This is a genomic window from Cryobacterium sp. TMT4-31, from assembly GCF_004403385.1.
GTDB classification, from domain to species: domain Bacteria; phylum Actinomycetota; class Actinomycetes; order Actinomycetales; family Microbacteriaceae; genus Cryobacterium; species Cryobacterium zongtaii.
Window position 1 is genome coordinate 79,868 of sequence record NZ_SOGI01000068.1, and the last position, 21,805, is coordinate 101,672.

General features: G+C 68.5%; 18 protein-coding genes. 5 read left to right on the forward strand and 13 right to left on the reverse strand.

Translation table 11 applies throughout. The features are described from left to right. Nucleotides 1-38 precede the first annotated feature (38 nt). Both rpsT and E3T19_RS16990 read left to right on the forward strand, forming a co-directional pair. Complete coding sequence (gene rpsT / locus E3T19_RS16985) at nucleotides 39-299, forward strand: 30S ribosomal protein S20 (RefSeq protein WP_088456096.1); 261 nt, start codon at nucleotides 39-41, stop codon at nucleotides 297-299. 127 nt (nucleotides 300-426) lie between these two features. Next, nucleotides 427-1,131 (forward strand): hypothetical protein, encoded by a 705-nt coding sequence (locus E3T19_RS16990; protein WP_134409412.1) that lies wholly within the window; start codon nucleotides 427-429, stop codon nucleotides 1,129-1,131. Nucleotides 1,132-1,167: 36 nt separating this feature from the next. Here the strand turns inward: E3T19_RS16990 and holA are convergent, their stop codons facing one another. From holA to E3T19_RS17020, 6 genes are all read right to left on the reverse strand, one after another. Next, nucleotides 1,168-2,211, reverse strand: a complete 1,044-nt coding sequence (gene holA, locus E3T19_RS16995) for a DNA polymerase III subunit delta (protein ID WP_134409413.1) — start codon at nucleotides 2,209-2,211, stop codon at nucleotides 1,168-1,170. 26 nt (nucleotides 2,212-2,237) lie between these two features. Further along, entirely contained in the window at nucleotides 2,238-4,667 is a 2,430-nt protein-coding gene (locus tag E3T19_RS17000; RefSeq protein ID WP_166788913.1) for a ComEC/Rec2 family competence protein, read from the reverse strand. Between the two features lie 11 nt (nucleotides 4,668-4,678). Then, nucleotides 4,679-5,476, reverse strand: a complete 798-nt coding sequence (locus tag E3T19_RS17005; protein WP_088456092.1) for a helix-hairpin-helix domain-containing protein — start codon at nucleotides 5,474-5,476, stop codon at nucleotides 4,679-4,681. Nucleotides 5,477-5,699: 223 nt separating this feature from the next. After that, a complete protein-coding gene (leuS, locus tag E3T19_RS17010; protein ID WP_134409423.1) occupies nucleotides 5,700-8,276 on the reverse strand; it encodes a leucine--tRNA ligase in 2,577 nt (858 codons plus the stop codon). 94 nt (nucleotides 8,277-8,370) lie between these two features. Then, nucleotides 8,371-9,954: an anthranilate synthase component I family protein gene (locus E3T19_RS17015; RefSeq protein WP_241980332.1), complete on the reverse strand. Its 1,584-nt coding sequence runs from the start codon at nucleotides 9,952-9,954 to the stop codon at nucleotides 8,371-8,373. 62 nt (nucleotides 9,955-10,016) lie between these two features. Then, nucleotides 10,017-10,397, reverse strand: coding sequence for a hypothetical protein (locus E3T19_RS17020; RefSeq protein WP_134409415.1), 381 nt, complete (start codon nucleotides 10,395-10,397; stop codon nucleotides 10,017-10,019). A gap of 117 nt (nucleotides 10,398-10,514) precedes the next feature. On the opposite strand from E3T19_RS17020, the gene E3T19_RS17025 reads away from it, so the two are divergent. Further along, a complete protein-coding gene (locus tag E3T19_RS17025) occupies nucleotides 10,515-11,168 on the forward strand; it encodes a DedA family protein (RefSeq protein WP_088456090.1) in 654 nt (217 codons plus the stop codon). Here E3T19_RS17025 and cydC read toward each other — a convergent pair. The 4 genes from cydC to E3T19_RS17045 are packed head-to-tail and all read right to left on the reverse strand — an operon-like array spanning nucleotide 11,140 to nucleotide 16,986. Next, nucleotides 11,140-12,894: a thiol reductant ABC exporter subunit CydC gene (gene cydC, locus E3T19_RS17030; RefSeq protein WP_134409416.1), complete on the reverse strand. Its 1,755-nt coding sequence runs from the start codon at nucleotides 12,892-12,894 to the stop codon at nucleotides 11,140-11,142. The genes E3T19_RS17025 and cydC overlap by 29 nt on opposite strands. Beyond that, nucleotides 12,887-14,557, reverse strand: coding sequence for a thiol reductant ABC exporter subunit CydD (gene cydD, locus E3T19_RS17035; RefSeq protein WP_134409417.1), 1,671 nt, complete (start codon nucleotides 14,555-14,557; stop codon nucleotides 12,887-12,889). Before cydD ends, cydC begins: the two co-directional genes overlap by 8 nt. A 5-nt stretch (nucleotides 14,558-14,562) precedes the next feature. Continuing rightward, the gene (gene cydB, locus E3T19_RS17040; protein WP_088456087.1) at nucleotides 14,563-15,567 is read right to left on the reverse strand and encodes a cytochrome d ubiquinol oxidase subunit II; all 1,005 of its coding nucleotides are present in this window, start codon (nucleotides 15,565-15,567) and stop codon (nucleotides 14,563-14,565) included. Between the two features lie 9 nt (nucleotides 15,568-15,576). Then, nucleotides 15,577-16,986 (reverse strand): cytochrome ubiquinol oxidase subunit I, encoded by a 1,410-nt coding sequence (locus E3T19_RS17045; RefSeq protein ID WP_088456086.1) that lies wholly within the window; start codon nucleotides 16,984-16,986, stop codon nucleotides 15,577-15,579. Nucleotides 16,987-17,076: 90 nt separating this feature from the next. On the opposite strand from E3T19_RS17045, the gene E3T19_RS17050 reads away from it, so the two are divergent. Then, a complete protein-coding gene (locus tag E3T19_RS17050; RefSeq protein ID WP_088456085.1) occupies nucleotides 17,077-17,457 on the forward strand; it encodes a BlaI/MecI/CopY family transcriptional regulator in 381 nt (126 codons plus the stop codon). Nucleotides 17,458-17,510: 53 nt separating this feature from the next. After that, complete coding sequence (locus tag E3T19_RS17055) at nucleotides 17,511-18,464, forward strand: M56 family metallopeptidase (protein ID WP_240632447.1); 954 nt, start codon at nucleotides 17,511-17,513, stop codon at nucleotides 18,462-18,464. A gap of 59 nt (nucleotides 18,465-18,523) precedes the next feature. Here E3T19_RS17055 and E3T19_RS17060 read toward each other — a convergent pair whose 3' ends face one another. The 3 genes from E3T19_RS17060 to E3T19_RS17070 form a co-directional block, all read right to left on the reverse strand. Further along, on the reverse strand, nucleotides 18,524-20,098 hold the full coding sequence (locus E3T19_RS17060; protein ID WP_134409418.1) for a DUF2142 domain-containing protein: 1,575 nt from the start codon (nucleotides 20,096-20,098) through the stop codon (nucleotides 18,524-18,526). 107 nt (nucleotides 20,099-20,205) lie between these two features. Beyond that, complete coding sequence (locus E3T19_RS17065; RefSeq protein WP_088456083.1) at nucleotides 20,206-20,625, reverse strand: DUF2304 domain-containing protein; 420 nt, start codon at nucleotides 20,623-20,625, stop codon at nucleotides 20,206-20,208. Between the two features lie 4 nt (nucleotides 20,626-20,629). After that, nucleotides 20,630-21,358: a glycosyltransferase family 2 protein gene (locus tag E3T19_RS17070; RefSeq protein ID WP_088457980.1), complete on the reverse strand. Its 729-nt coding sequence runs from the start codon at nucleotides 21,356-21,358 to the stop codon at nucleotides 20,630-20,632. Nucleotides 21,359-21,805: the final 447 nt, after the last annotated feature.

A 21,805-nucleotide genomic window follows, 5' to 3' on the forward strand; every position in this document is an offset into this window, starting at 1 on the left:
GCCCATCCGAACAAGAACCTAACGAAAGCGTATAAAACGTGGCAAACATCAAGTCGCAGATCAAGCGGATCCTCACGAACAAGAAGTCGCAGGAGCGCAACAAGGCGGTCAAGAGCGAGTTCAAGACCGCTATCCGGGCCACGCGCCTCGCCGTCACCGCTGGTGACAAGGACAAGGCTGTCGCCAGCCTCGCCGTTGCTTCCAAGAAGCTCGACAAGGCCGTCAGCAAGGGCGTCATCCACCAGAACCAGGCAGCGAACAAGAAGTCCGCTATCGCCAAGGCTGTCAACGCGCTCTAAGCAGCACCGCTCTTCAGCAGTTCAGAAGTACAGACACACCCCCGCCCTCCTGGGCGGGGGTTTTCTGTGTTGCCGCCGGATCCGGCCGGCCCTTTCCGAGGTGCCCGGCCGACGCTATGGTGGCGTCGTGACAAGCGAGCAGACCGGCCCGGTGAAACCGTCCGCCTGGCGCCATCAGGCCCGGTTCCTCGGCGGCGCGTTCGCCGTAGCAGCCGCCGTCATCGCCGTCGGCCTCTGGTCGGCCCCCGCAGTCACCGCATACGAGGGCCTGAACCCCTGGGTGTTCGCGGGGCTGCTCGGTTTCATCCTCGTGTTGACCGGGGCCTGCGTCCTGTTCGCGGCCTCGCTGCCCACCGCGCCCCCCAACACGACACCGTCCACCGCCGCACTGTCCATCACCGCACCGTCCATCACTGCGCCCGCCGCAACGCCGCCGGCCACCGAAGCTGCCGCGCAGCCGGCAGCTCAGCCTGCAGCGCACCCGGCAGCACACACGGCATCCCCTCGGCGGGGGCTGACCATCCTCGGGTCGGTGTTCGGCGTCGTCGGCCTCGCGCTGGCCGCTCTCGCGGTGGTGCTCACGGTACTGTTGCCGATGCCCACCCAGCGGATCATGGTGCAGTTCACCGACCTGTATGGCAGGGTCCAGCTGGAATACTGCCCGTCCCTGCCGGCGTCGTTCGCCGCGACGGCATCGCGGGCCGATCTGGCCGGCTCCTCAACCATTTTGCCGGTGAAGGTGAGCGGGGATATCTGCGGCGACCCCGAGTTCACCGACGGGGTGTGGATCTACCTGAACCGCTCCTCGGTCACGGTGTCCGGCCAGCCTTGAGTCGGCCTCGGCCGCCCGGTCCGTGACCGGCCGCCCTCATTCGCCGCGTTTGGCGATGACCGTGACGAGCCGCTCGAGCGCGAAGATCGGGTCTCTGCCGGCGCCCTTCACGGCCGCGTCGGTCTCGGCGAGCATCACGATGCACCGGGCCAGACCGTCATCGCTCCAGCCGCGCATATCGCGTTGGGCGCGCTCCACCTGCCAGGGGGCCAGGCTGTAGGTGGCCGCCAGCTGGGCGGACCCGCCGCGCACGCCGAACAGCTTCGCCATGGTGCGGATCTTACTGGCGAACGCGGCGACGATCGGGACCGGGTCGGCTCCTGACGACAGCGCGTGCCGCAGGGTGACGAGTGCCTCGCCGAGACGCCCGGCGATGGCGGAATCGGCGACCTTGAACGCGTTGGTCTCGACTCGGCCGCCGTAATAGCGGTCCACCGTGGTCTCGGTGACCTCGGCTCCGGTGTCGGCGATGAGCTGCTGGCAGGCGGCGGAGAGCTCGGCCAGGTCGTCGGAGAACGCGGCCACCAGCGACCGCAATGCGCTCGGGGTGACTCTTTTGCCCGCCGAGCGGAATTCGGCGGTGGCGAAGTCGTGCTTGTCCGAATCCTTCTTGAGCTCGGCGCAGACCACTTCCACGGCGCCGCCCACGCCGCTGCGGATGGTGTCCAGGAGCTTCTTGCCGCGCACGCCGCCGCCGTGGCGCAGCACGACGTAGGTGTCGTCTGCGGGGTTCTGCAGGTAATCGATGGCCTCGGTGAGGAAGGTGTCGCTGCACTTCTCGACGTTGCTCACGCGGATCAGCCGCGGCTCGCCGAACAGCGAGGGGCTGGCCAGGGTGAGCAGCTCACCGGGCGCGTAGCTGTCGGCCTGGATGTCGCTGACCTCGAGGCTGGGGTCCTCCAGCTTGAGGAAGTCCCGCAGCGACCGGATGGCGCGTTCGGCGAGGAAGGTCTCGGTACCAGAGACGAGCACGACGGGCGCCGGGCGCACCTGATGCCAGGCGAGCTGCGGGATCTTCGCCGCGCCGGCCTTGGCGGCCGGTTTGCCGGTTCGTGCCTGTGCGGTTGTTCGTGCGGCCACGCGGCTCCCTTCGCTACCAACCCAGCCTAACCGGCACCTGTGACCTTCTCCGTCCAGACCACGAGTCCCCGGCGGGCCGTCGGGGCACCGGTGCCGGGCGCGACCACCACCATCCCGTCCCGGTCGGTGCGCAGCACGGTGGTTCCCGCCGCGCCGAGGATGTCGAGCACCGACCTGGTGGGGTGTCCGTAGCCGTTGTCCGCACCGACCGATACGACTCCGATGCTCGCCTCGATCTCGGCGTAGAGGGCGGCACTCTGGTCGCGAGAACCGTGATGGGCGACCTTGACCACGTCGACGGCACCGATCTGACCGGCGGCCATAAGCCCCTTTTGCGCCTCTTCGTCGAGGTCGCCGAGGAAAAGCGACCGGATGCCGCCGCCGTCGAACGCCATGCTGACGCTACCGGGGTTCCCGGTCTGCATGAGGGTCGAGCCGCGGATCGGCCACAGGATCTCCCAGGTCAGTGCGCCGAGGGCGCCGGTGTCGCCGCGGGCGGTTTCGCGCACGTCGGCCCCGCCGGCAGCGAGCCGGTCGAGCAGCGCCGCATCCTGGCTGGTCTCCGGCCGGCCCACCAGTGCGGTGTCCACCCGGCCGATCACCGCGGCCAGACCGCCGATGTGGTCCAGGTCGTAGTGGGTGAGGACCAGAAGATCGACCCTGTCGATGCCGAGGGTGTCCAGGCAGTCGGCCAGCAGCGCCGGGTCCGGGCCCACGTCGACGAGCGCGACCGACGCACCGTCACGCACGAGCACGGCATCGCCCTGGCCGATGTCGCAGGCGGCGATCTGCCAGGCCGTGGGGAAGACTGCGGCCCGGCCCGCCTCGTAGCCGACCGCGCCTCCGATCGCCCACCCGGCGACCACGCAGACCAAGGTCCCGCTCACGGTCCGCACCAGCACTGTCACCCGGCCGGAGCCTCGGGCGGCAAGCACAGTCAGCACGGCGACGGTACAGGCCACGATGAGGACCACTCCGAACGGTCCACCCGGCCAGGGCAGGCTGTTGGCAGGCATACCGGCGGTCGTGGTCGCGACAGCGGCGATCCAGGTGGCCGGCAGCCAGGCCAGCCACACCAGCGGGGTCGCGAGAACGGGTGCCCACGGCAGGAGCAGACAGGCGACCAGGCCGGCAACGGTGGCCACCGGCGCGGCGGGGGCTGCGAGCAGGTTCGCCGGCACCCCGTACACCGGGAGCGTCGGACTGAGCATGACCAGCACCGGCTGGCAGGCCAGCTGAGCGGCGATCGGGATCGAGAGTACCGCGGCGACGGGTGTGGGAAGCCAGCGTCTGAGCCGACGGCTGAGCGGCCCCGCCAACACCAGCAGCCCGAGGGTGGCCAGCACCGACAGCGCGAAGCCGTAATTGCGGGCCAGCCAGGGATCGAAGATCAGCAGACACAGCGAGGCCATGGCCAGGGCAGGGAGCCCCCGCCCTGGCCGACCGAGCGAACCTGAGAGCAGAACGATGGTCGCCATGGTCGCGGCCCTCACCACGCTCGGTTCCGGAGTGACGAGCACCACGAAGCCGGCCAGCACGACCAGCCCGCAGACCAGCCGCCACCCCCGGCCGAGGCCCAGCGCGGCTGCTGCCACCAGGACGATGGCGAGCACAATGGCGCAATTGGCTCCGGACACCGCGGTGAGGTGGCTGAGCGAGCTCGTCTTCATGTCCTGGTCGAGGCTGTCATCCACCGCCGTGGTGTCGCCGATCGCCAACCCGGGCAGCAGGCCCGCTCCATCACCGGGCAGCTCGGCGGACGCGGTCGCGAACCCCTCGCGAACGGCGTTCGCCCAGGCCAGCCACCACGGCGCGGGGTGAACCGGTTCCGGTGGGGCTCGCCCGAAGATCAGGACGGCGGCCGCGTCACCCGGCTCCGTTGCGCCGAGAGTGCCCGTCATCCGGATCCCCTCGCCGATGGCGGGGGTCTCAGCGGATGCCGGGGCGAATACGACGACGGGCACCGAGAGGCCGGTCCCGGCTGGGGAAGCCTCCCCCGTGCTCGCCTGACCGGGTGGCTCGCCGATGGTGGTGAGCGTGGCCCGGAACCGCATCTGCGCCCCACCCCCGATGGCCGACCGACTGCTCTGCGCCGGCGCCGACCAGACCGTGAGAACCACGGAGGCCTCGCCGTGTTCGGCTGCGACAGCGCGAACGGATTCGGGCAACCGCACCGGCGCCTGCACCGCGACGGACAGCCCGGCCAATGCGGCCGCAACGCAGCACACGGCCACGGTGGCCAGTACCGGGCGGACGCGCTGCACCAGGAAGCCCGCGCCACGTGCTCGCGACCCGGTCACGAGTGCACCGACGGTCAGCAGGACGGCGGCGGCCGCAGCCAGGCCGGCCACGAGGGCTGCATCCGTCGTCGTCGCCACCAGCAGCCCGGCCGACAACCAACATGCCGCGGCCGGCAGCACCAGCCGCAGGTCCACGCTGTTCCGGCTTCGGGTCATGCCGTCCTGGTTCATACGGTGATCAGGTCCGTGAGCGCGGCGAAGGTCTTCTCGCCGATCCCGGTCACGTTGCGCAGATCGTCGATGCTCGCGAATCTGCCCTCCGCCGCGCGGTAGTCGAGGATGCGCTGGGCCATCACCGGGCCGATCCGAGGCAGCGTGTCGAGGTCCTCCAACGTGGCCGTGTTGAGGTTGACCTTCGCCGCTGCACCCCCGTTCGCGGCGCCGGGTGCGCCGCCGGGCGTCCCGGCGCCTCCGGCCTGCGCCCCGGCAGGCGGACCGGGCACGACCTCGCCGTGCGCCGGAACGTAGAGCTGCTCGCCGTCGGCGACGAGTCTAGCCAGATTGAGGCCGGCCTCGTCTGCGGTGGGGAGCAGACCGCCAGCGGCGGCGACCACGTCGATGACCCTGGCACCCTCGTGCACTTCGAACAGGCCGGGATGCGCGACGGCACCCAGCACGTGCACAAACACTCCGGGTGCTTCCGCTTCGCCGGTCGGCGCACCGGTGCCGCGCGGGTCGGCCTGCGCTTCCGGGGTCGCGCCGGTGGGTGGATCCGCTGTCTGGCTCGCACTCGCGTCGTCCACCAGCGGGTCCGCGCCCGGATTCGCCGGCACCGCAACGCTGTGGCTGACCTGCCCGATGGCGGTCACGGTCACGCTGATGCCCAGCGCCGCGAGCAACAGGACGATGGCCGCGCCCACCCCGACGCGTATGCGGGTGCGACCGGGGCCGGCCGACAGGGCCCCTGGCTCCCCAGAGCGCGTGCGGGATGACGGCGTCAAACTGGCGAACGGGTCAAAATCCATGCGGACAGGCTAAACAGCGCCGCCACTCGCACCGGTTCCGTGAGGGGATCTGTGTCGGGGCGACTACCGGCCAGCCTGTGGAGGAACCCCCCGCGGGGCGCCGGGGTCTTAGAGCCGGTCCACGTTAGTGGTGGTTACAGCGCTCCGCCCCGCGCACCGGCCCCTGAGGGGAACCTGTGCGCGGGGCGGAGCCGGGCCCGACTGTGGAGGCGGGGCGTGCGGCCTAAGCGGCGGGCTTGGTGACGATGCTCACCATCCGGGGCGCCCGCACGATCACCTTGATGATCTCGCGGTCGCCGATCGAACGGATCGTGGCTGCCGACGCACGGGCGAGGGCCTCGAGATCGTCGCTGCTGATCTTCGGGGAAACCTCGAGGCGGTCGCGCACCTTGCCGTCGACCTGCACCACCGCGGTCACCGACTCGGCGACCAGGAGGCTGCGGTCGGGCTTCCGCCACAGGGCTAGCGCGACGCACGGTTCGTAGCCGAGCCGCTCCCACATGTCTTCGGCCGTGTACGGGGAGAACAGGTTCAACGCCATCGCGGTGACCTCGGCGGCTTCGCGCACGGCGGCATCGGCCGGTCCGGCACCGGTATCGATCACCTTGCGGGTCGCGTTGACGAGCTCCATCATTCGCGCCACGACGACGTTGAATTTGAACGACTCGATCAGCGAAGGGGCGTCGGCCAGGAACCGGTGGGTGACGCGGCGGAGGGCAACGTCCCCGGTCTTCCACTCCACATCCGGGGCGCTGGTGACGTCGCGCGCGACGCGCCAGGCACGGGCCAGGAACTTCGCCGAACCGACCGGGGACACGTCGGCCCAGTCAATGTCGTCTTCGGGCGGGCCGGCGAACGCCATGGTCAACCGGACGGCGTCGACGCCGTACTTGTCGACCTCCTCGGTGAAGTAGACCAGGTTGCCCTTGCTCTTGGACATCTTCGCACCGTCGAGGATGACCATGCCCTGGTTCAGCAGAGCCGTGAACGGTTCGGTGAAGGTGACGTAGCCGAGGTCGAAGAGCACCTTGGTGATGAAGCGGGCGTAGAGCAGATGCAGGATGGCGTGCTCGACACCTCCGACGTACTGGTCGACGGGGGCCCACTTGTCGGCTTCCTTCGGGTCGAACGCCTTGGTGTCGTCGGTGGGGTTGAGGAAGCGCAGGAAGTACCAGGAGCTGTCCACGAAGGTGTCCATGGTGTCGGCGTCGCGCTTGGCCGGGGTGCCGTCGATGGGGTTGACGACGTTCACCCAGTCCGCGGCACCGCCGAGCGGGGAGGTGCCCTTGGGCTTGAGGTCGAGGCCGTCAGTGGGCGGCAGCAACACCGGCAGCTGGTCCTCAGGAACCGGGATCTCGGTGCCGTCTTCGCCGTGAATGATCGGGATCGGGGTTCCCCAGTAGCGCTGACGGGAGATCAGCCAGTCGCGCAGGCGGTAGTTCTTGGCCGCCCGCCCGGTGCCGTCGGCGACGAGCTTGTCGATCATCCGCTTGATGGCGTTGGCCTTGGTGAGGCCGTTGAGGGCCCCGGAGTTGACCAGGCGGCCGTCGCCGGTGAGCGCGACGCCGGTCTGGGCGGGGTCGAGGGCGTCGGAGTCGAGGGACGGCAGTTCTTCGGAGCCGTCCAGCATCCCCGGGGTGATCACCGGGATGACACCGGTGACCGGCGCCGTGGTGTCGACGACGACGCGTACCGGAAGGTCGAAGCGCAGGGCGAAGTCGAGGTCGCGCTGGTCGTGGGCCGGAACCGACATCACGGCGCCGTGACCGTAGTCGGCCAACACATAGTCCGCGGCCCAGATCGGCAGGCGCTCACCGTTGGCGGGGTTGATCGCGTACCGTTCGAGGAAGACGCCGGTCTTCTCCCGGTCGGTGGCCTGGCGTTCGATCTCGGTGCTGTTCTGCACCTGCACCAGGTACGCCGCGAAGCGCTCGCGCACCTCGGGTGAGGCGTCGGCGACGAGGTCGGCAGCCAGGTCGGCGTCGGGGGCGACGACCATGAACGTGGCACCGAAGAGGGTGTCCGGGCGGGTCGTGAAGACGCTGACCGGCTCCGCGCGACCTTCGATGGTGAAGTCGACGTCGGCGCCGATGGAGCGGCCGATCCAGTTGCGCTGCATGTTCAGGACCTTGGCCGGCCAGGTGCCCTCGAGCTGGTTGAGGTCATCGAGCAAGCGGTCGGCGTAGTCGGTGATCTTGAAGTACCACTGGGTGAGCTTCTTCTTCACCACGACGGCGCCGCTGCGTTCGCTGGTGCCGTCGGCGAGCACCTGCTCGTTGGCGAGCACGGTCTGGTCGATCGGGTCCCAGTTGACCCAGCTGTCCTTGCGGTAGGCCAGGCCCTTCTTGTACAGCTGCAGGAACAGCCACTGGTTCCACTTGTAGTACTCGGGGTCGCTGGTGTGCAGCTCGCGGGACCAGTCGAAGGATGCCGCGTAGAGCTTCATGCTCTTCTTCTGCTGCGCGATGTTGTCGTAGGTCCAGCCGCGCGGGTCGATGCCGCGCTTGATGGCGGCGTTCTCGGCGGGCAGGCCGAAGGAGTCCCAGCCGATCGGGTGCAGCACGTTGAAACCCTGCTGGCGCCAGTAGCGGGCGACGATGTCGCCGAGCGCGTACACCTCGGCGTGGCCCATGTGCAGGTCGCCGGACGGGTACGGGAACATGTCCAGCACGTACTTGCGCGGCCGGGTGTCGTCGGGGTCGCTGGTGCGGAACGGCTCCAGCTCGTCCCAGATCGGCGCCCACTTCGCCTGGATGGCGGCGAAGTCGTAACCGTCTTCGTCCTCGGGGCCGTTGGACATGGTGTCGTGCTCGTGTGCCACGTGACTCTCATTCATTGTGGTGAGGTGGCGTTCTGCACAGCGGGTCTGTACCCCGTTGGCGACGCCCAAGCTCCTAGGTTACTAAACCCTGACCATCCGCCGGGTCCGGCGCCGCGGCGGACGCCAGGATCGCGCCGATCAGGGCCCTGGCCTTGATCCGGGTCTCCTCGATCTCCTCGGCGGGCACCGAGAGCGCCGTGATGCCTCCCCCGGTTCCGATCGAGGCGCCCGCCGGGCCGAGCACGATGCTGCGGATGACCATGGCCAGATCGACGGCGCCGTCGTTGCCGAGGTAGCCGAAGGCCCCCGCGTAGATGCCACGGTCGCCACCTTCGAGCGCGGCGAGGATGCTCATGGCGCTGGCCTTGGGCGCCCCGGTCATCGACCCGGCCGGGAAGGTGGCTTCGATGGCGTCGACCGCGGTCATCCCCGGCGCCAGCTGGGCGACGACGGTGCTGACCAACTGGTGCACGTGCGGGTAGCTCTCGACCTGCAGCAACGACGTCACCGCGACCGTACCGAGGGCGGCCACCCGGCCGAGGTCGTTGCGCATCAGGTCGACGATCATCAGGTTCTCGGCGCGCTCCTTGTCGCTGGCGAGCAGTTCGGTGGCGAGCATCCGGTCGGTGACCGGATCGGGAGATCGAGGCCTGGTGCCCTTGATGGGACGCGTTTGCACCCGACCCCGTGGTGTCACGGAGAGGAATTCCTCCGGAGAGGCACTCAACAGCGCATGCGAGCCGAACCTGAGTAGGCCGCCGTGGTGACTCGGACTGCCCGCGCGCAGCTGCCGGTACACCGTGACGGGGTCGAAGCTGCCGGCGATGGTGACCTCGTTGGTGAGGCAGAGCTGATAGGCGTCGCCGGCTTCGATGCGATCCTGGCAGGCCTCGATCAGGCGCGCGTACTCGCCGGCGTCGTGCCGCCAACGCACGTCGACGGCCGTGGCGGATGCCAGATGCAGCAGCGGTCGCGCCGGCGTGTCCTGCGGAGCGGAGTCGGGCAGCCGGCTGCTGACGTCCCGAGAGCTGAGGTTCCGAGAGCTGAGGTCCCGAGAGATGTGCAGTGCCCACTCCTCGATGGCGGCAGGGGAGAGGTCGGGTCCGCTGCTCGCGAGCAGGGTGACCGTGCGGGCGGCGTGGTCGAAGGCGATGACACGGTCGACGTAGAGCAGCGCGGCATCGGGAGCATCGCCGGCCTGCTCCCCCGCCCGGAGACCGGCGGCGGTCGCCGCCAGACCGTAGCCGAACCAGCCCATCCAGCCGAGCCGGAAACCGACCTCGTCCGGAGAGGTCCCGTCCGCCGACGTCGCGCGCACTGTGTTCAGGTCGGCACGCAGGAAGTCGAAGATGGTGCCGGCCGTCGTACGGGCCTCAGTGGCGGCGTCGAGCGGCCGGGAACACGTTACCGTTCCGGTCCGGGCCGAGGCGGTGACGAAACGAGAGCCGTCGTGGGCGCCCGCCAGATAGCTCACACCTGCCGTCGCGCCGGTTCCGGCGTCCAGCCAGACGGCATGGCTGGCCTCGCGGTGCAATAGATCGAAGGCCGCGGCCGGGTCGATCCAGTGCGGGAGCCGACGGGAGAACACCGGGTCGGGCAGCATCGGGGCCGGGCGTTGGGTGACGTCCGGTTGCGGGAGGCTGGGTGTCGACGGCATCCTCTCAGCCTAGAGCCGCGGAGATGACTCCCGGAGGGGCAGGCCTGTCCTCGTGGCCCTGTCTACAGCTCGTGGGCGATGAGCGCGATGACGAGGCCCCAGCAGGCACCGGTCAGCAGAGCCAAGGCGATCCTGATGGTACGCGGCCTGAGCCACGGGATAAGTGCGAGAGCCAGGGTCATGGCCACGGCGGCAGCGATGCAGGCGGTGATCGCCGTGCCGGTGTCTGCGGGGTACGGTCCCTGCCAGCTGCTGCACCCGCCCCATGGGCACCAGCTGAGTCTGGCGATAGCGAGCGCGGGCAGGCTGACCACGAAAACCAGGGGCATCGCCCAGAGCAGGTGCAGGGCGCTTCGGCGCTGGATCACGATGCGGCGGCGGTGCGCACCATCCTGACGGTTTCGCCAGGGTGGGGGCCGCGCATCCTTGTTGCCATGGTCCATGGTCGTGCACGCATTCTGCAGGGTCCAGCACCCAGTTCAGGGGATGACTGATCCCCAGCCACGCCCGCACGCACGGGCGCACACCACCCGCGCAGGCACACGCTTTAGGCTGGCGAGGTGAACGACGTACTCAACTGGATCCTGGACGCCGTGAGCTCCGTCGACCCCGTCGTGCGCACCCTGCTGGCGGGCGTGGGCATGCTCCTGGAGACGTCGGTGCTGATCGGATTGGTCGTCCCTGGCGACACCATCGTGATCGTGGCGAGCACGGCCGTGGAGGGACCCGTCGAATACGTCGGCTTGGTGCTGGCGGTCATCCTGGGCGCACTGGCCGGTGAGAGCATCGGTTTTTATCTGGGGCGCCGATTCGGCCCGTGGATCCGGCTCAGCTGGCTCGGCCGGCGCATCGGTGAGAAGAACTGGGCGGCCGCGGAGCGCTACCTGGCACGGCGCGGCGGGATCGCCGTATTCCTCTCGCGGTTCCTGCCGGTGCTGCACTCGGTCATCCCGCTCACCGTGGGCATGAGCACCATGCGGTACCGCACCTTCCTGACCTGGACGGTGCCCGCCTGTGTGCTCTGGACCGTGGCCTACGTGAGCGTCGGCGCCGCGGCGGCCGAGGGATACCGCAGCATTTCAGACCAGCTGCACTTCGCGGGGTACCTGTTCGTCGGCGCGATCGCTGCCTTCGGCGTGGTTGTGGTCCTCGTCAAGCGCTGGCTGAAGCGCCGGGAGGCCAGATTCATGGAACGAGAGCTTCCCCCGGAGTAGGGTCCAGCTTCAGGCCGGATCCGGCCGTGAGAGTGTAGGTGCTCGTGATCAGCCCGACCGGAACCGGGGTGTGCGAGATGAGCAACACGGCCCGGCCGGCGCCGGCCGCCGCCGACAGGATGTCCCGCACGAGAGTGTCGCCGAGTCCGGTGTCTACGTTGGCCGTGGGCTCATCGACGATGAGGACCGGGAAGTCGGCCAGCAGCGCCCTGGCCAGGGCTATCCGCTGGGCCTGGCCGCCGGAGACGAGGGCCCCGCGCTCGCCCACCCGGGCATCCAGGCCGCCGCGCCGGCGAACCCAGTCGGCGAGCCCGACCCGGGCGAGCACGTCGAGAAGGTCATCGTCGGTGGCGGTGTCCCGCGCGAAGAGCAGGTTCTGCCGTACGGTGTCGTCGAACAGCCACGGTCGTTGCTCGCACAGTCCCACGATCCGCCGCACCTCGGCCGGAGCCAGGTCTCTGGCTTCGACGCCGTTGACCCTGTATGACCCTGTGTAGTCGAGGAAACGCACCAAGGTCTGCGCGAGGGTGGTCTTGCCCGCTCCACTGGCCCCCGCCAGGTGGACGCGGTCGCCGGCGTTCAGCCGTAGCGTCACCCCGGCCAGCGCGGGATGATCTGTTCCCGGCCAGCTGGCTCCCAGCGCCGTGAGCTCAATGAGCGGGTTGCCGGTCTGAGGAACGACGGCGGTCGGCTCTGATGCCTCTCGCAGGGCGACATCCGACGGGATTTCGGCTGGAATCGTCTCGGGCACCGCCGTCGCCACCCGCTCGGCACTGGAGCGGACCTGGCGCCAGGCACTGATGGCCGGGGGGATCATGGCGAAGACCTCGAACACTGCCATGGGAATCAGCACGACCACGGCGAGGGCGGGGCCGGACACACCGCCGGAGCCCAGGGCCGGGATTGCCGCAATGAGTGCGAGTACGGTCGCGGCGCCGGCGCACAGTGAGATCACGGCGGCCTGCACTCCGGCTCCCGTTGAGCTGCGGAGCGACGCCGTCCGCAGCCTGTTCTCCACCGCTGCGAGTTCGGTCAGTCGGGTCTCGAGGGCGCCGAAGGCCGTGAGCACGTCGAGGTTCTCGACGACCTCGAGCACCTCGTCGGCCAGGGCACCTCGAAGCGGTGCCAGGTCGCGCTCGGAGCGGGCCGACAGCGCCGCTGTCGCGAGGGTGCCGACGATGCCGGCCACGATCAGGCACACCATCAGGGTGAGCCCCGCCGACGGCAGCACCCACCAGACCCCGACGACGCTGAGAACGGCCACCAGGCCAGAGGTCGCCAGGGGCTGCACTACCCGCAGCGGCAGGTCCTGCAGGTCGTCGACATCGCGCACCAGCCGGGTCAGTAGGTCGCCCCTCCTGGTGCCGGCGAGTCCGGCGGGGGCCAGGGGCAGCAGACGGGCGAAGATGCCCAGCCGCAGTTCTCCGAGCTGGCGGAACGCCGCATCGTGGCTGAGCAGTCGCTCCAGATAGCGGAGCGCCGCGCGGGACAGGGCGAACGCGCGTACACCGACGACGGCCAGGCCGAGGAACAGGATCGGCGGCATTTCGGCGGCGCGGGTGATGAGCCACGCCGAGCAGGCCAGGAGCGCCACCGCACTGGCGGCGCTGCCCACCCCGGCCGCGAGGCCGGGCAGGCTGCGGCGTGCCGGCGGTTGGGCGAGTCTGAGCACGGACCGGGTCGCCGTGGACACACCCAGCGCGAAGGGAGAACGTCGATCAGACATGGGCGACCTCGTTCAGGTGGACGACGTGGTCGGCGGCGGACACGAAGGCCGGGCGATGACTCACGACGATGACGATGCGGCCCTGGCCGGCCAACCGGCGCAGTCCCTCGATGAGGGCCTGCTCGGCGGTCGTGTCGAGAGCCGAACTCGGCTCGTCGAGCACGAGGACCGGACAGTCCAGGGAGATGCACCGGTAGATGGCCCTCGCGGCGGCGACCCGCTGGGATTGACCGCCGGACAGTCCGGCCCCGTTGACACCCAGGCGCAGTGCGGGATCCAGATCGCCGGCGCCCGCCCACCGCAGCGCGGTGGTGACCAGGGCATCGTCGGTGACGTCTGCGCCGAGGGCGACGTTGCTCGAGATACTGCCGGAAAATAGGCCGGCGCGTTGCCCGGACCAGGCGAGCCAATGCCGGCTGTCGTCGGGGAGCACGGCCTTGGCGCCGAGGAACAGCCGGCCGTCGTACGGAATGAAGCCCTGAAGGGCACCGATGAGGGTGGACTTGCCCACGCCGCTCGGGCCGCTGAGCACACTGAGCTGCCCGGCGGCGAAGTCAGCGCGGAGACTGTCGATAATCGTGGCGTCGCCGCGGCGGATGGTCACCGCGTCGAAGCGGAGGGTGTCGACGCTGTCGACGTCGTGGGGCGTTGCGGGAACAGTCGCGCCGGCCGTCCCTTCCGAACCGACCCGGGGCATACGGTCCGGGAGGTCGTCGTCTTCCAGAATGGCGAAGACTTCTTCGGCCGCGGCGAGGCCGTCGGCCGCGGCGTGGAACTGTGCGCCGACCTGTCGCACCGGCAGGAAGGCTTCCGGCGCCAGCAGCAGCACGAACAGGCCCACACCCAGCAGCAACGACCCGTCGACGAGCCGCAGTCCGATGGACACGGCGATCAGGGCCACCGAGAGGCTGCCGGCGAGCTCCAGCGCGAATCCGCTGAGGAACGAGACCCGCAACACCTTCATGGTGCGGCCCCGGTACTCGTCGGTGAGGTTGCCCAGGCGGGCGGCTTGGCGGCGGTCCCGACCGAAGATCTTCAGGGTGGCCAGACCGCCGACCACATCGAGGAAACCCGCCGACAGCCGTTGCAGGGCATCCCATTGCTGACGTTGCACGACCTGGGTGGCCTGGCCGATCAGGATCATGAACACGGGGATGAGCGGGAGAACGATGATCACCGTGATGCCGCTGGCCGGGTCCTGCCAGAGCATCACCAGCACCAGGATCGGCGTGGCGATGGCCGTCAACAGCAGTTGGGGCAGGTACCTCGCGAAGTAGTTGTCGAGTGCGTCCAATCCGCTCGTGACCACTGTCGCAACCCTGGCGGATTGCTGGCCGGCCAGCCAGTCCGGTCCTCGCTCAGCCAGCCGGCGAAGAACCGCGGTGCGCAGCTGACTCTTCACGGCTGCGGCCCCCCGGCTGGCGGCGACCTCGAGAAGCCACACCAGTGTGGCGCGCAGGATGACCACGGCGGCCAGCGCGGAGACGGTGCTGCTGAGTGACTCCAGCGACTCGCCGCTGACCGCGAGCGTGATGCTCTGGCTCAGGAACCAGGCGAACGCGACGATGGTGAGGGTCTGGGCCAGGCCCAGAACCGCACCGACGAGGAGGAACCACCGGGCTGCGGAGGCATGGGTGAGAAGCCGAGGATCGAGGGGACGCATCCGTTTTAGTGTACGGCGGCTTCGATGTGCGACCGGCTGATCCGCTTGCGGAACACCCAGTAGGTCCACCCCTGGTAGCCCAGGATCACGGGGGCCGCGATCAGCGCGGTCCAGCTCATCACCTGCAGCGTGTACGGCGTGGACGAAGCGTTCTCGATGGTCAGGCTGTTGGCCACATCGTTGCTGGCCGGCATCACATCAGGGAACAGCGACGCGAACAGGGTCAGCACGGCGAAACCGATGGTGACGGCCATGAGGCCGAACGCGGTGCGCTCGTTGCCGCGCAGGTTGGCCAGGTAGGCGGTGATCAGGGCCACGGCCGCGACGGCGGCGAGGATGCCGGAGGCGAGGGTGCCGTAGGCGAGCGTTGTCCAGACCAGGAAGGTCGCTGCCACGACGATGGTGACCAGCCCCGACTTGATCGCAAGGGCGCGGGCCCGCACCCGGATGTCGCCCTCGGTCTTGGTGGAGACGAAGATCACGCCGTGCGTGAAGAAGAGCAGCAGCGTGGTGAGGCCCGCGAGCAACGCGTAGGGGTTCAGCAGATCGAAGAAGCTGCCGATGTAGTTGAAGTTCTCATCCAGCGGCACGCCGCGGACGACGTTGCCGAAGGCCACACCCCAGAGCAGGGCGGGCACGGCCGAACCGACCACGATCATGGTGTCGAAAGACTTCTTCCACTTCAGCTCGGGCCGCTGATGCCGGTACTCGAACGACACGCCCCGTGCGATCAGGGCCAGCAGGATGAGCAGCAACGCCAGGTAGAAGCCGCTGAACATCGTGGCGTACCACTCGGGGAACGCGGCGAACAGCGAGGCGCCGGCCACGATGACCCAGGTCTCGTTGAGGTCCCAGACCGGGCCGATGGTGTTGATCAGGACCCGGCGGTCGGTGTCGTCCTTGCCGAGGAACGGCAGGGACATGCCCACCCCGAAGTCGAACCCGTCGAGGACGAAGTAGCCGATGAACATCGCGGCGATGATCCAGAACCACAGGATATTGAGTTCCATGGTGAGCTCCTAGTAGACCGTGGTCGTGTGCTTGATTTCGCCGGACACCGGGTCCGGCGCCGGAGCGTCGTCCGGCCCTTTCTGGACCGCCTTGAGGATCAGGCGGAATTCCACCACGGCGAGGGCGCCGTAGAGCAGGGTGAAGGCGATCAGAGAGATGAGGATCTCGAGCCCGCTGACGTTCGGCGAGACACCGTCTGCGGTTTTGAGGAGGCCGAAGACCAGCCACGGTTGTCGGCCCATCTCGGTGAAGACCCAGCCCACACTCATGGCCAGCAACGACATCGGGAAGGACCAGATCGCGATCTTCCACATCCAGGTCTTCGGGCTCCGTCCCTTGCGGGTGAACCAGAGGCCGGCGACGGCGACGAGGATGTGGGCGATGCCGAGTCCGATCATCCACCGGAACGACCAGTAGGTGACCCAGATGATCGGCGCGTAGTCGCCAGGACCGTAGAGCTGCACGTACTGCTCCTGGAGGTTGTTGATGCCCTCCACCGTGCCGTCGAAGGTGTGCGTGGACAGGAACGACAGCAGGTACGGGATGCGCACGGAGAAGAGTTCACTGACACCGTCGGGGGTGCCGAGGGTGAAGATCGAGAAGGAGGCCTCGGCGCCGGTGGCCGTGTTGTACATGGCCTCGGCCGCGGCCATCTTCATCGGCTGCGCCGCCACCATCGCCAGGCTCAGCTGGTCTCCCATCAGGGTGGTGAGGGCTCCGGAGATGACCATCATCCAGAGGCCGAACTTGAGCGCGGGCCGCATGGTCTCGAGGTGTTGATTGCGGGACAGGTGCCAGGCGGCGACCGAGATGATCAGGCCGGCGGAGACCATGAAGCAGGCGAAGATCGTGTGCGGGAAGGCCGCGAGGGCGATCGGGTTGGTGAGCAGCTCGCCGATGCTGGTGAGCTCGGCCCGACCCTTTTCCTCGTTGATCTGGTACGCGACAGGATTCTGCATGAAGGCGTTCGCGGCGATGATGAAGTACGCCGACGCGATGCTGCCCACCGTGGTCAGCCAGATGGTGGCCAGGTGCAGGCCCTTGGGCAGTTTGTCCCAGCCGAAGATCCACAGGCCGATGAAGGTGGCCTCGAGGAAGAAGGCGGTGATGCCCTCGAAGGCCAGGGGCGCTCCGAAGACGTCGCCGACGAATCGGGAGTAGTCCGACCAGTTCATGCCGAACTGGAACTCCTGCACGATGCCGGTCACGACGCCCATGGCGAAGTTGATCAGGAAGATCTTGCCGAAGAAGTGGGTCAGTTGGAGGTACATGGCCTTGTTGGTGCGGTACCAGGCGGTCTGGAAGATCGCCACCGTCGTGACCAGGCCGATGGTCAGTGGTACGAACAGGAAGTGGTAGATCGTCGTCAGGCCGAACTGCCAGCGCGACAGGAGTAACGGATCAAGCCACTCGTTCATTTGCCCTCCAAGACGGTTTTTCTACGTGTCGTAGAAGACTACTATTCTACGTTCGGTAGAAAGCGCCGTTTCGCTTGGTAAAGTTTCCTCATGGGAAGTCTGGGCGTGCTCGAGCGAATGTTGATGGACCTGCTCTGGTCTGCCGACGCTCCCCTGACCGCCAACGAACTGCGTGATGCTCTGCTCGATCCCGCCGCCACCGGCGCGAAGCCCCTCGCAACGACGACGGTGCTCACCGTGCTGTCGCGCCTGGAGAGCAAGGGCTTCGTCACTCGCGACCGCGATAGCCGGCCGCACGGGTACACGGCAGTGAGCTCCCGGGCACAGCACACCGCCGAGCTCATGCACGAGGTTCTGGGCACGACGAGCGACCGCACGGCGACGCTGGCCCGGTTCATCGGCAACGTCAGCCCGCAGGAGGCGCAGACCCTGCGCGCCCTGCTCGAGAGCATCGGCCCGTCGCCGGAGTGACGATGGCCGTCATCCCCGGCACGAGCCTGTCGGCCGTGGCCGGGTAGCGCGCCGTGCTCAACACCGCACTGGCCCTGATGGCGCTGGCCGTACTCCTGGCCTGGCCCGTTCCGATTCTCCTTGCCGGGGCAGACTGGCCGCCTCGCGCGCCCGGCCTGGCCCTCGCCCTGTGGCAGTCGATCGCCCTGGCCGGTGGCATCTCGATGATCGGCTCGTTGCTGGTCTTCGGCCTGATCCCGTTCGGAGCCACCCCCGTGTCGGCCCTCGGCGCCCTCGCCGGGCACGTCGCGGCCGGCACTCTACCCGCCGGGGCCACGCTGGCGGGGGTGATGGCGCTCTGCCTGGCGTTGATCCTCGGCACCCACCTGCTGCTCAACCTCAGTGCCACGTTCATCCGCGCCGAGCGGCAGCGCCGTCGCCACCACACCCTGATCGGACTGCTCAGCGATCCGTTGCCCTTCGATACCGAGGGCACCAGGGTCATCGACCATGCCGCGCCGATCGCGTACTGCTTGCCCGGGGGCACCAGGTCGGCCACGGTGTTGTCCAGAGGTCTGCTGCACCTGCTGGATGCCGACCAGCTGCGTGGCGTCGTGGCGCACGAGCGCGCCCACTTGCGTCAGCAGCACCACGTGGTATTGCTGGCGTTCAAGTCCTGGCACAGCGCCCTGCCCTGGTTCCCCATCGCCAACCGCGCCGAGAATGCGGTGGCCCTGCTGGTGGAGATGATGGCCGACGACCAGGCCAGGCAGGCTGTCGACGACCGCACCCTGGCCAGGGCGATCGCGCTCGTGGGCACCGCCCACCTGTCGGAGGTCTCCGGTACCCAGACGCCGCTCGCGGCCGCGGGCGGCCTCGACGACGTCTCCTCGGCCGACCTGGTCGGGCCGCGGGTGAGCCGTCTGCTGGGCAACGTCCCTGGGCTGAGCACGACGGCGCGCACCCTGGTGGTCTGCACGACCGTCGCCCTGCTCCTGCTGCCGCCGGCGCTGCTGCTGACGACCTGACGTTCGGGGTTGCCCCCCAGAACGGTCCCCGGGACGGTCCCCCGGGAACGTCTGCGCGGTTAAGCCGCAGAGGCCGGTTCGGGCCTGGCGGCGTCGAGCGGGCCCACCGCCGTGCGGGATTCGCGGAATGCCGCCCGGTACGTGAGCTGCGCACCCACGGTCACGGCGGCGACGAGAACGGCCGTGAGAATGAGCCATCCCACCGGCGGTTGCCAACTCGGCGCCATGAACATGGCTTCGATGCCGCCATTGACCGTGACCATGTACCGCCGGAGGGTGGAGACGAACGAGAACACCTGCCCGATCGACAAAAGAGCAAGCAGGGTGATCAGGAAGCGTTTGAGGCCCGCGGAAGGCTGTGGCCGATGATCGGAATCGTCGATCGCCAGGCCGCAGGCGACCAGGAGACACATCATCATGGCCAGCATGTAGCGACCCTGCCAGATGCTGCCGATCGAACTGATCAGAATGGCCTGCGTGATCGCCGGCACCAGCACCATGACCAGGGCCAGGCCGAGAACGGCGAACTTTCCCCGCCGCGATCCCCAGGCCACGGCGGCGACCAGCACGGTCACGATGCCGAAGCTGAACACGATGATGCTGAAGCTGGGCGACGGTGTGTCGGTCCAACCGAAGAACCCGATCAGCCCGTCGCTGAAGTCGAGCGTACGCAGCACCATCGTGAAGAACTCGATGGTCGGGCTACTCCCGGTATTGGCGGTGGGGTGCTCCGCGAAGGTGGCCAGGCCGAGGTACCACGCGACCGTCAGTCCGCTGACGAGGCCGCATGCTCCGATCGCCACCCAGGCAGCCGGTTGGCGGACCAGACCCGCCACGACACGCGGATTGGCGAACACGAGTGCCGCTCCGACGATGATCAGCACCCAGAGCAGCGAGATGCTTCGTGTGCTCAGGAGCGCCGCGGCCGTGACGACTACCAGTGCTGCCCGTTCCCACAGGAGACGTCTGGAGGCCGGTGTCTGCAGGGTGAGCACCAGGGTGGCGAACAGCGCCCCCGCTGACGCGACTTCGACGCCATTGGGATTGATCGACCCGCCCAGATACAGCACCATCGGCGTCACCGCGACCGCGGCAGCGACGATGACCCATCGGGACCGGGGCAACTGCATCAACTGCATGAACATCACGGCCAGGGCGGCGGCGGACAGTACCGCACTGAGCGCTCGCATCGCATACAGCGCAGGTGTCCCGTCCATCACCAGCGTCGGCAGCCCGACGATGGCGTAGTAGGCGGGGCTGTTCAGCCCGGCGGACGTACCGGTGACCACGATGTCGGTCGGATCGCCCTCGACAGGGCGGACGCAGCCGGCAGAGATATCCGGCCGGAATTTGTAGCAGCTGAGTTCGTGGGCGTGGGCAACGGACCGCGGGACCTCAGCGCGAGCCAGCGACAGGTCCTGGTCCCAGGGCACACTCTCGATCTGTCCGCGGGCGACGGCGGCGGCGCGGATCGCATGCGACGCCTCATCGGGTGCTGACATCATCGGCGACGCCAGGGCCCACAGCAGCATCGGGGCCAGGATGACCACAAAACTGGTGACAAAGACCCGCCATCGTCGGCCGGTGCGATCCAATGGTGCCGATGACGTATCGCTGGTTGCTGCTGTCTTCATGCCGCTGCTGTGTCCGCATCTATTGAACCGTTCGGCGGGGGCGACCGAGGACGGGAGGAAAGGAATCACGGCGGGCTGCCCACGCCGCGGAAAGTTTAGCGCTCGGGTCAGAGCTCCTGGGTATCCTGCAGCCGCTCTCCGCGGCCGGTCGCGGTACCGTGCAGATCTTCGGAATCCACGCGGCTTTCCAACTCCCGGAGGCGCAGATCCTGCAATGCGGACATCTCCACGAGAGTGCGGGTCTTGCTTTCCAGATCGGTCAATTCGGCGCTGTGCTGGATACAGACGAGGAACAACACGGCGATGCTCACGAAGAAGACCAGGTTGGTCGGCACATCCACTCCGAAGCGCGCCGCCGCCCAGATGAGAGTGTCGGGGAACACGCTGATGACAAGCGCGAGAAGGCCGGCGATGACCCACCACAGCGCGTGGCGCTCGCGCAGGCGACGTCGGCGCAGCATCTCGATCACAACGCCCAGCGTCGCGAGAGCGGCAAGGACGCCGATGATATAGGTGGAAAAGCTCACGGACTCAGGCCTCCGGTCGAAGTGGCAGCGACGGACGGATGAGTGCGAAGCACAGGGCGACGAAGGCCCGGCCGAGGTAAGCGGCGGATCGAAGCGGGTTGTGTGACGGCTGCCCCCCTGCGCGCACCCGCATGATGACAGGCACCTGTTCGATGCGGCAGCCGGCACGAGAAGCGATGACAAGGGCCTCGATGGTATCGCCCAGATATTCCGCCGGATAGTGCGACGCGAACAGTGCGACCGCACGAGGCCCGGAGGCCTTGAACCCGGAGGTCGTATCGGTCAGCGTGGTCCGCGCGGTCCGGCTGAGAATGACGGACAGCACACGCATAGCCCATCGGCGAGGTCCGCGTGCCTCGTAGTCGCCGACTCCGGCGAAGCGGGCACCGATGACCAGGTCAGCGTCAGCGAGTCGCTCGAGCAGGGCCAGCACGTTCGCCGGATCATGCTGGCCGTCTGAATCGATCTGAACGACATTGTCGAAGCCGTGAGCAATGGCGTACTTGAAGCCCAGTCGCATGGCACCGCCGACCCCGAGGTTGACGGGAAGCTCAGCGACGACGGCGCCGGCGCGACGGGCAAAGGCCGTCGTCTGGTCGGCCGAACCGTCATTGACCACCAGGCAGTGCACCCCCGGCAGAGCGGAGAAGACTTCACGCACGACGTCACCGACCGACTCTTCCTCGTTGAAGGCCGGCATGACGATCAGGGTACGCGCGAGGACCGACGACATGTCCTGGGCGATCCTCACCGGGCTGGCCCCGACCGGCGGGACCGAGACGCTCCCGAGGGAGCGGTCCCCCGGCGTGATCGCCAGGGCGTGGCCGAGAAGAGCGCGGGTGCCCCGGCGGTCCCTGGCCGTGATGGACGCGGGGATGCGGGTCACGGCGTTGAGCCGGGAAGAGTAGTGGCGCGAGGCCACCCGCGCCGCACGTTTCCACCCCATGGCGGTCATCCGCTCCGCACACTCCGCGAAGTAGCGCTGCTCTTCGACGAAGCGGGACCCGTCGTCGGCCTTCCATGAGGAGACGCTGCCGGAGTGCCGGCGATACCGGAAACTCGGCTGGTCGTCGAGCACGAGCGTGCCACCGGCTACGACGATGTCGATGAGCAGGGCGAGGTCGAGGGCGACATCGAGGTCGTCCCGGAAGCCGTGTCGGTGCAGACGTGACGTGCGCCA

What these genes read in the sequence shown, in the direction of transcription:
- E3T19_RS17000 (WP_166788913.1), bottom strand. Translation starts at nt 4,667, where the DNA reads ATGACCCGAAGCCGGAACAGCGTGGACCTGCGGCTGGTGCTGCCGGCC.
- E3T19_RS17005 (WP_088456092.1), bottom strand. Translation starts at nt 5,476, where the DNA reads ATGGATTTTGACCCGTTCGCCAGTTTGACGCCGTCATCCCGCACGCGC.
- leuS (WP_134409423.1), bottom strand. Translation starts at nt 8,276, where the DNA reads ATGTCCAACGGCCCCGAGGACGAAGACGGTTACGACTTCGCCGCCATC.
- E3T19_RS17015 (WP_241980332.1), bottom strand. Translation starts at nt 9,954, where the DNA reads ATGCCGTCGACACCCAGCCTCCCGCAACCGGACGTCACCCAACGCCCG.
- E3T19_RS17020 (WP_134409415.1), bottom strand. Translation starts at nt 10,397, where the DNA reads ATGGACCATGGCAACAAGGATGCGCGGCCCCCACCCTGGCGAAACCGT.
- cydC (WP_134409416.1), bottom strand. Translation starts at nt 12,894, where the DNA reads ATGTCTGATCGACGTTCTCCCTTCGCGCTGGGTGTGTCCACGGCGACC.
- cydD (WP_134409417.1), bottom strand. Translation starts at nt 14,557, where the DNA reads ATGCGTCCCCTCGATCCTCGGCTTCTCACCCATGCCTCCGCAGCCCGG.
- cydB (WP_088456087.1), bottom strand. Translation starts at nt 15,567, where the DNA reads ATGGAACTCAATATCCTGTGGTTCTGGATCATCGCCGCGATGTTCATC.
- E3T19_RS17045 (WP_088456086.1), bottom strand. Translation starts at nt 16,986, where the DNA reads ATGAACGAGTGGCTTGATCCGTTACTCCTGTCGCGCTGGCAGTTCGGC.
- E3T19_RS17050 (WP_088456085.1), top strand. Translation starts at nt 17,077, where the DNA reads ATGGGAAGTCTGGGCGTGCTCGAGCGAATGTTGATGGACCTGCTCTGG.
- E3T19_RS17060 (WP_134409418.1), bottom strand. Translation starts at nt 20,098, where the DNA reads ATGAAGACAGCAGCAACCAGCGATACGTCATCGGCACCATTGGATCGC.
- E3T19_RS17070 (WP_088457980.1), bottom strand. Translation starts at nt 21,358, where the DNA reads ATGTCGTCGGTCCTCGCGCGTACCCTGATCGTCATGCCGGCCTTCAAC.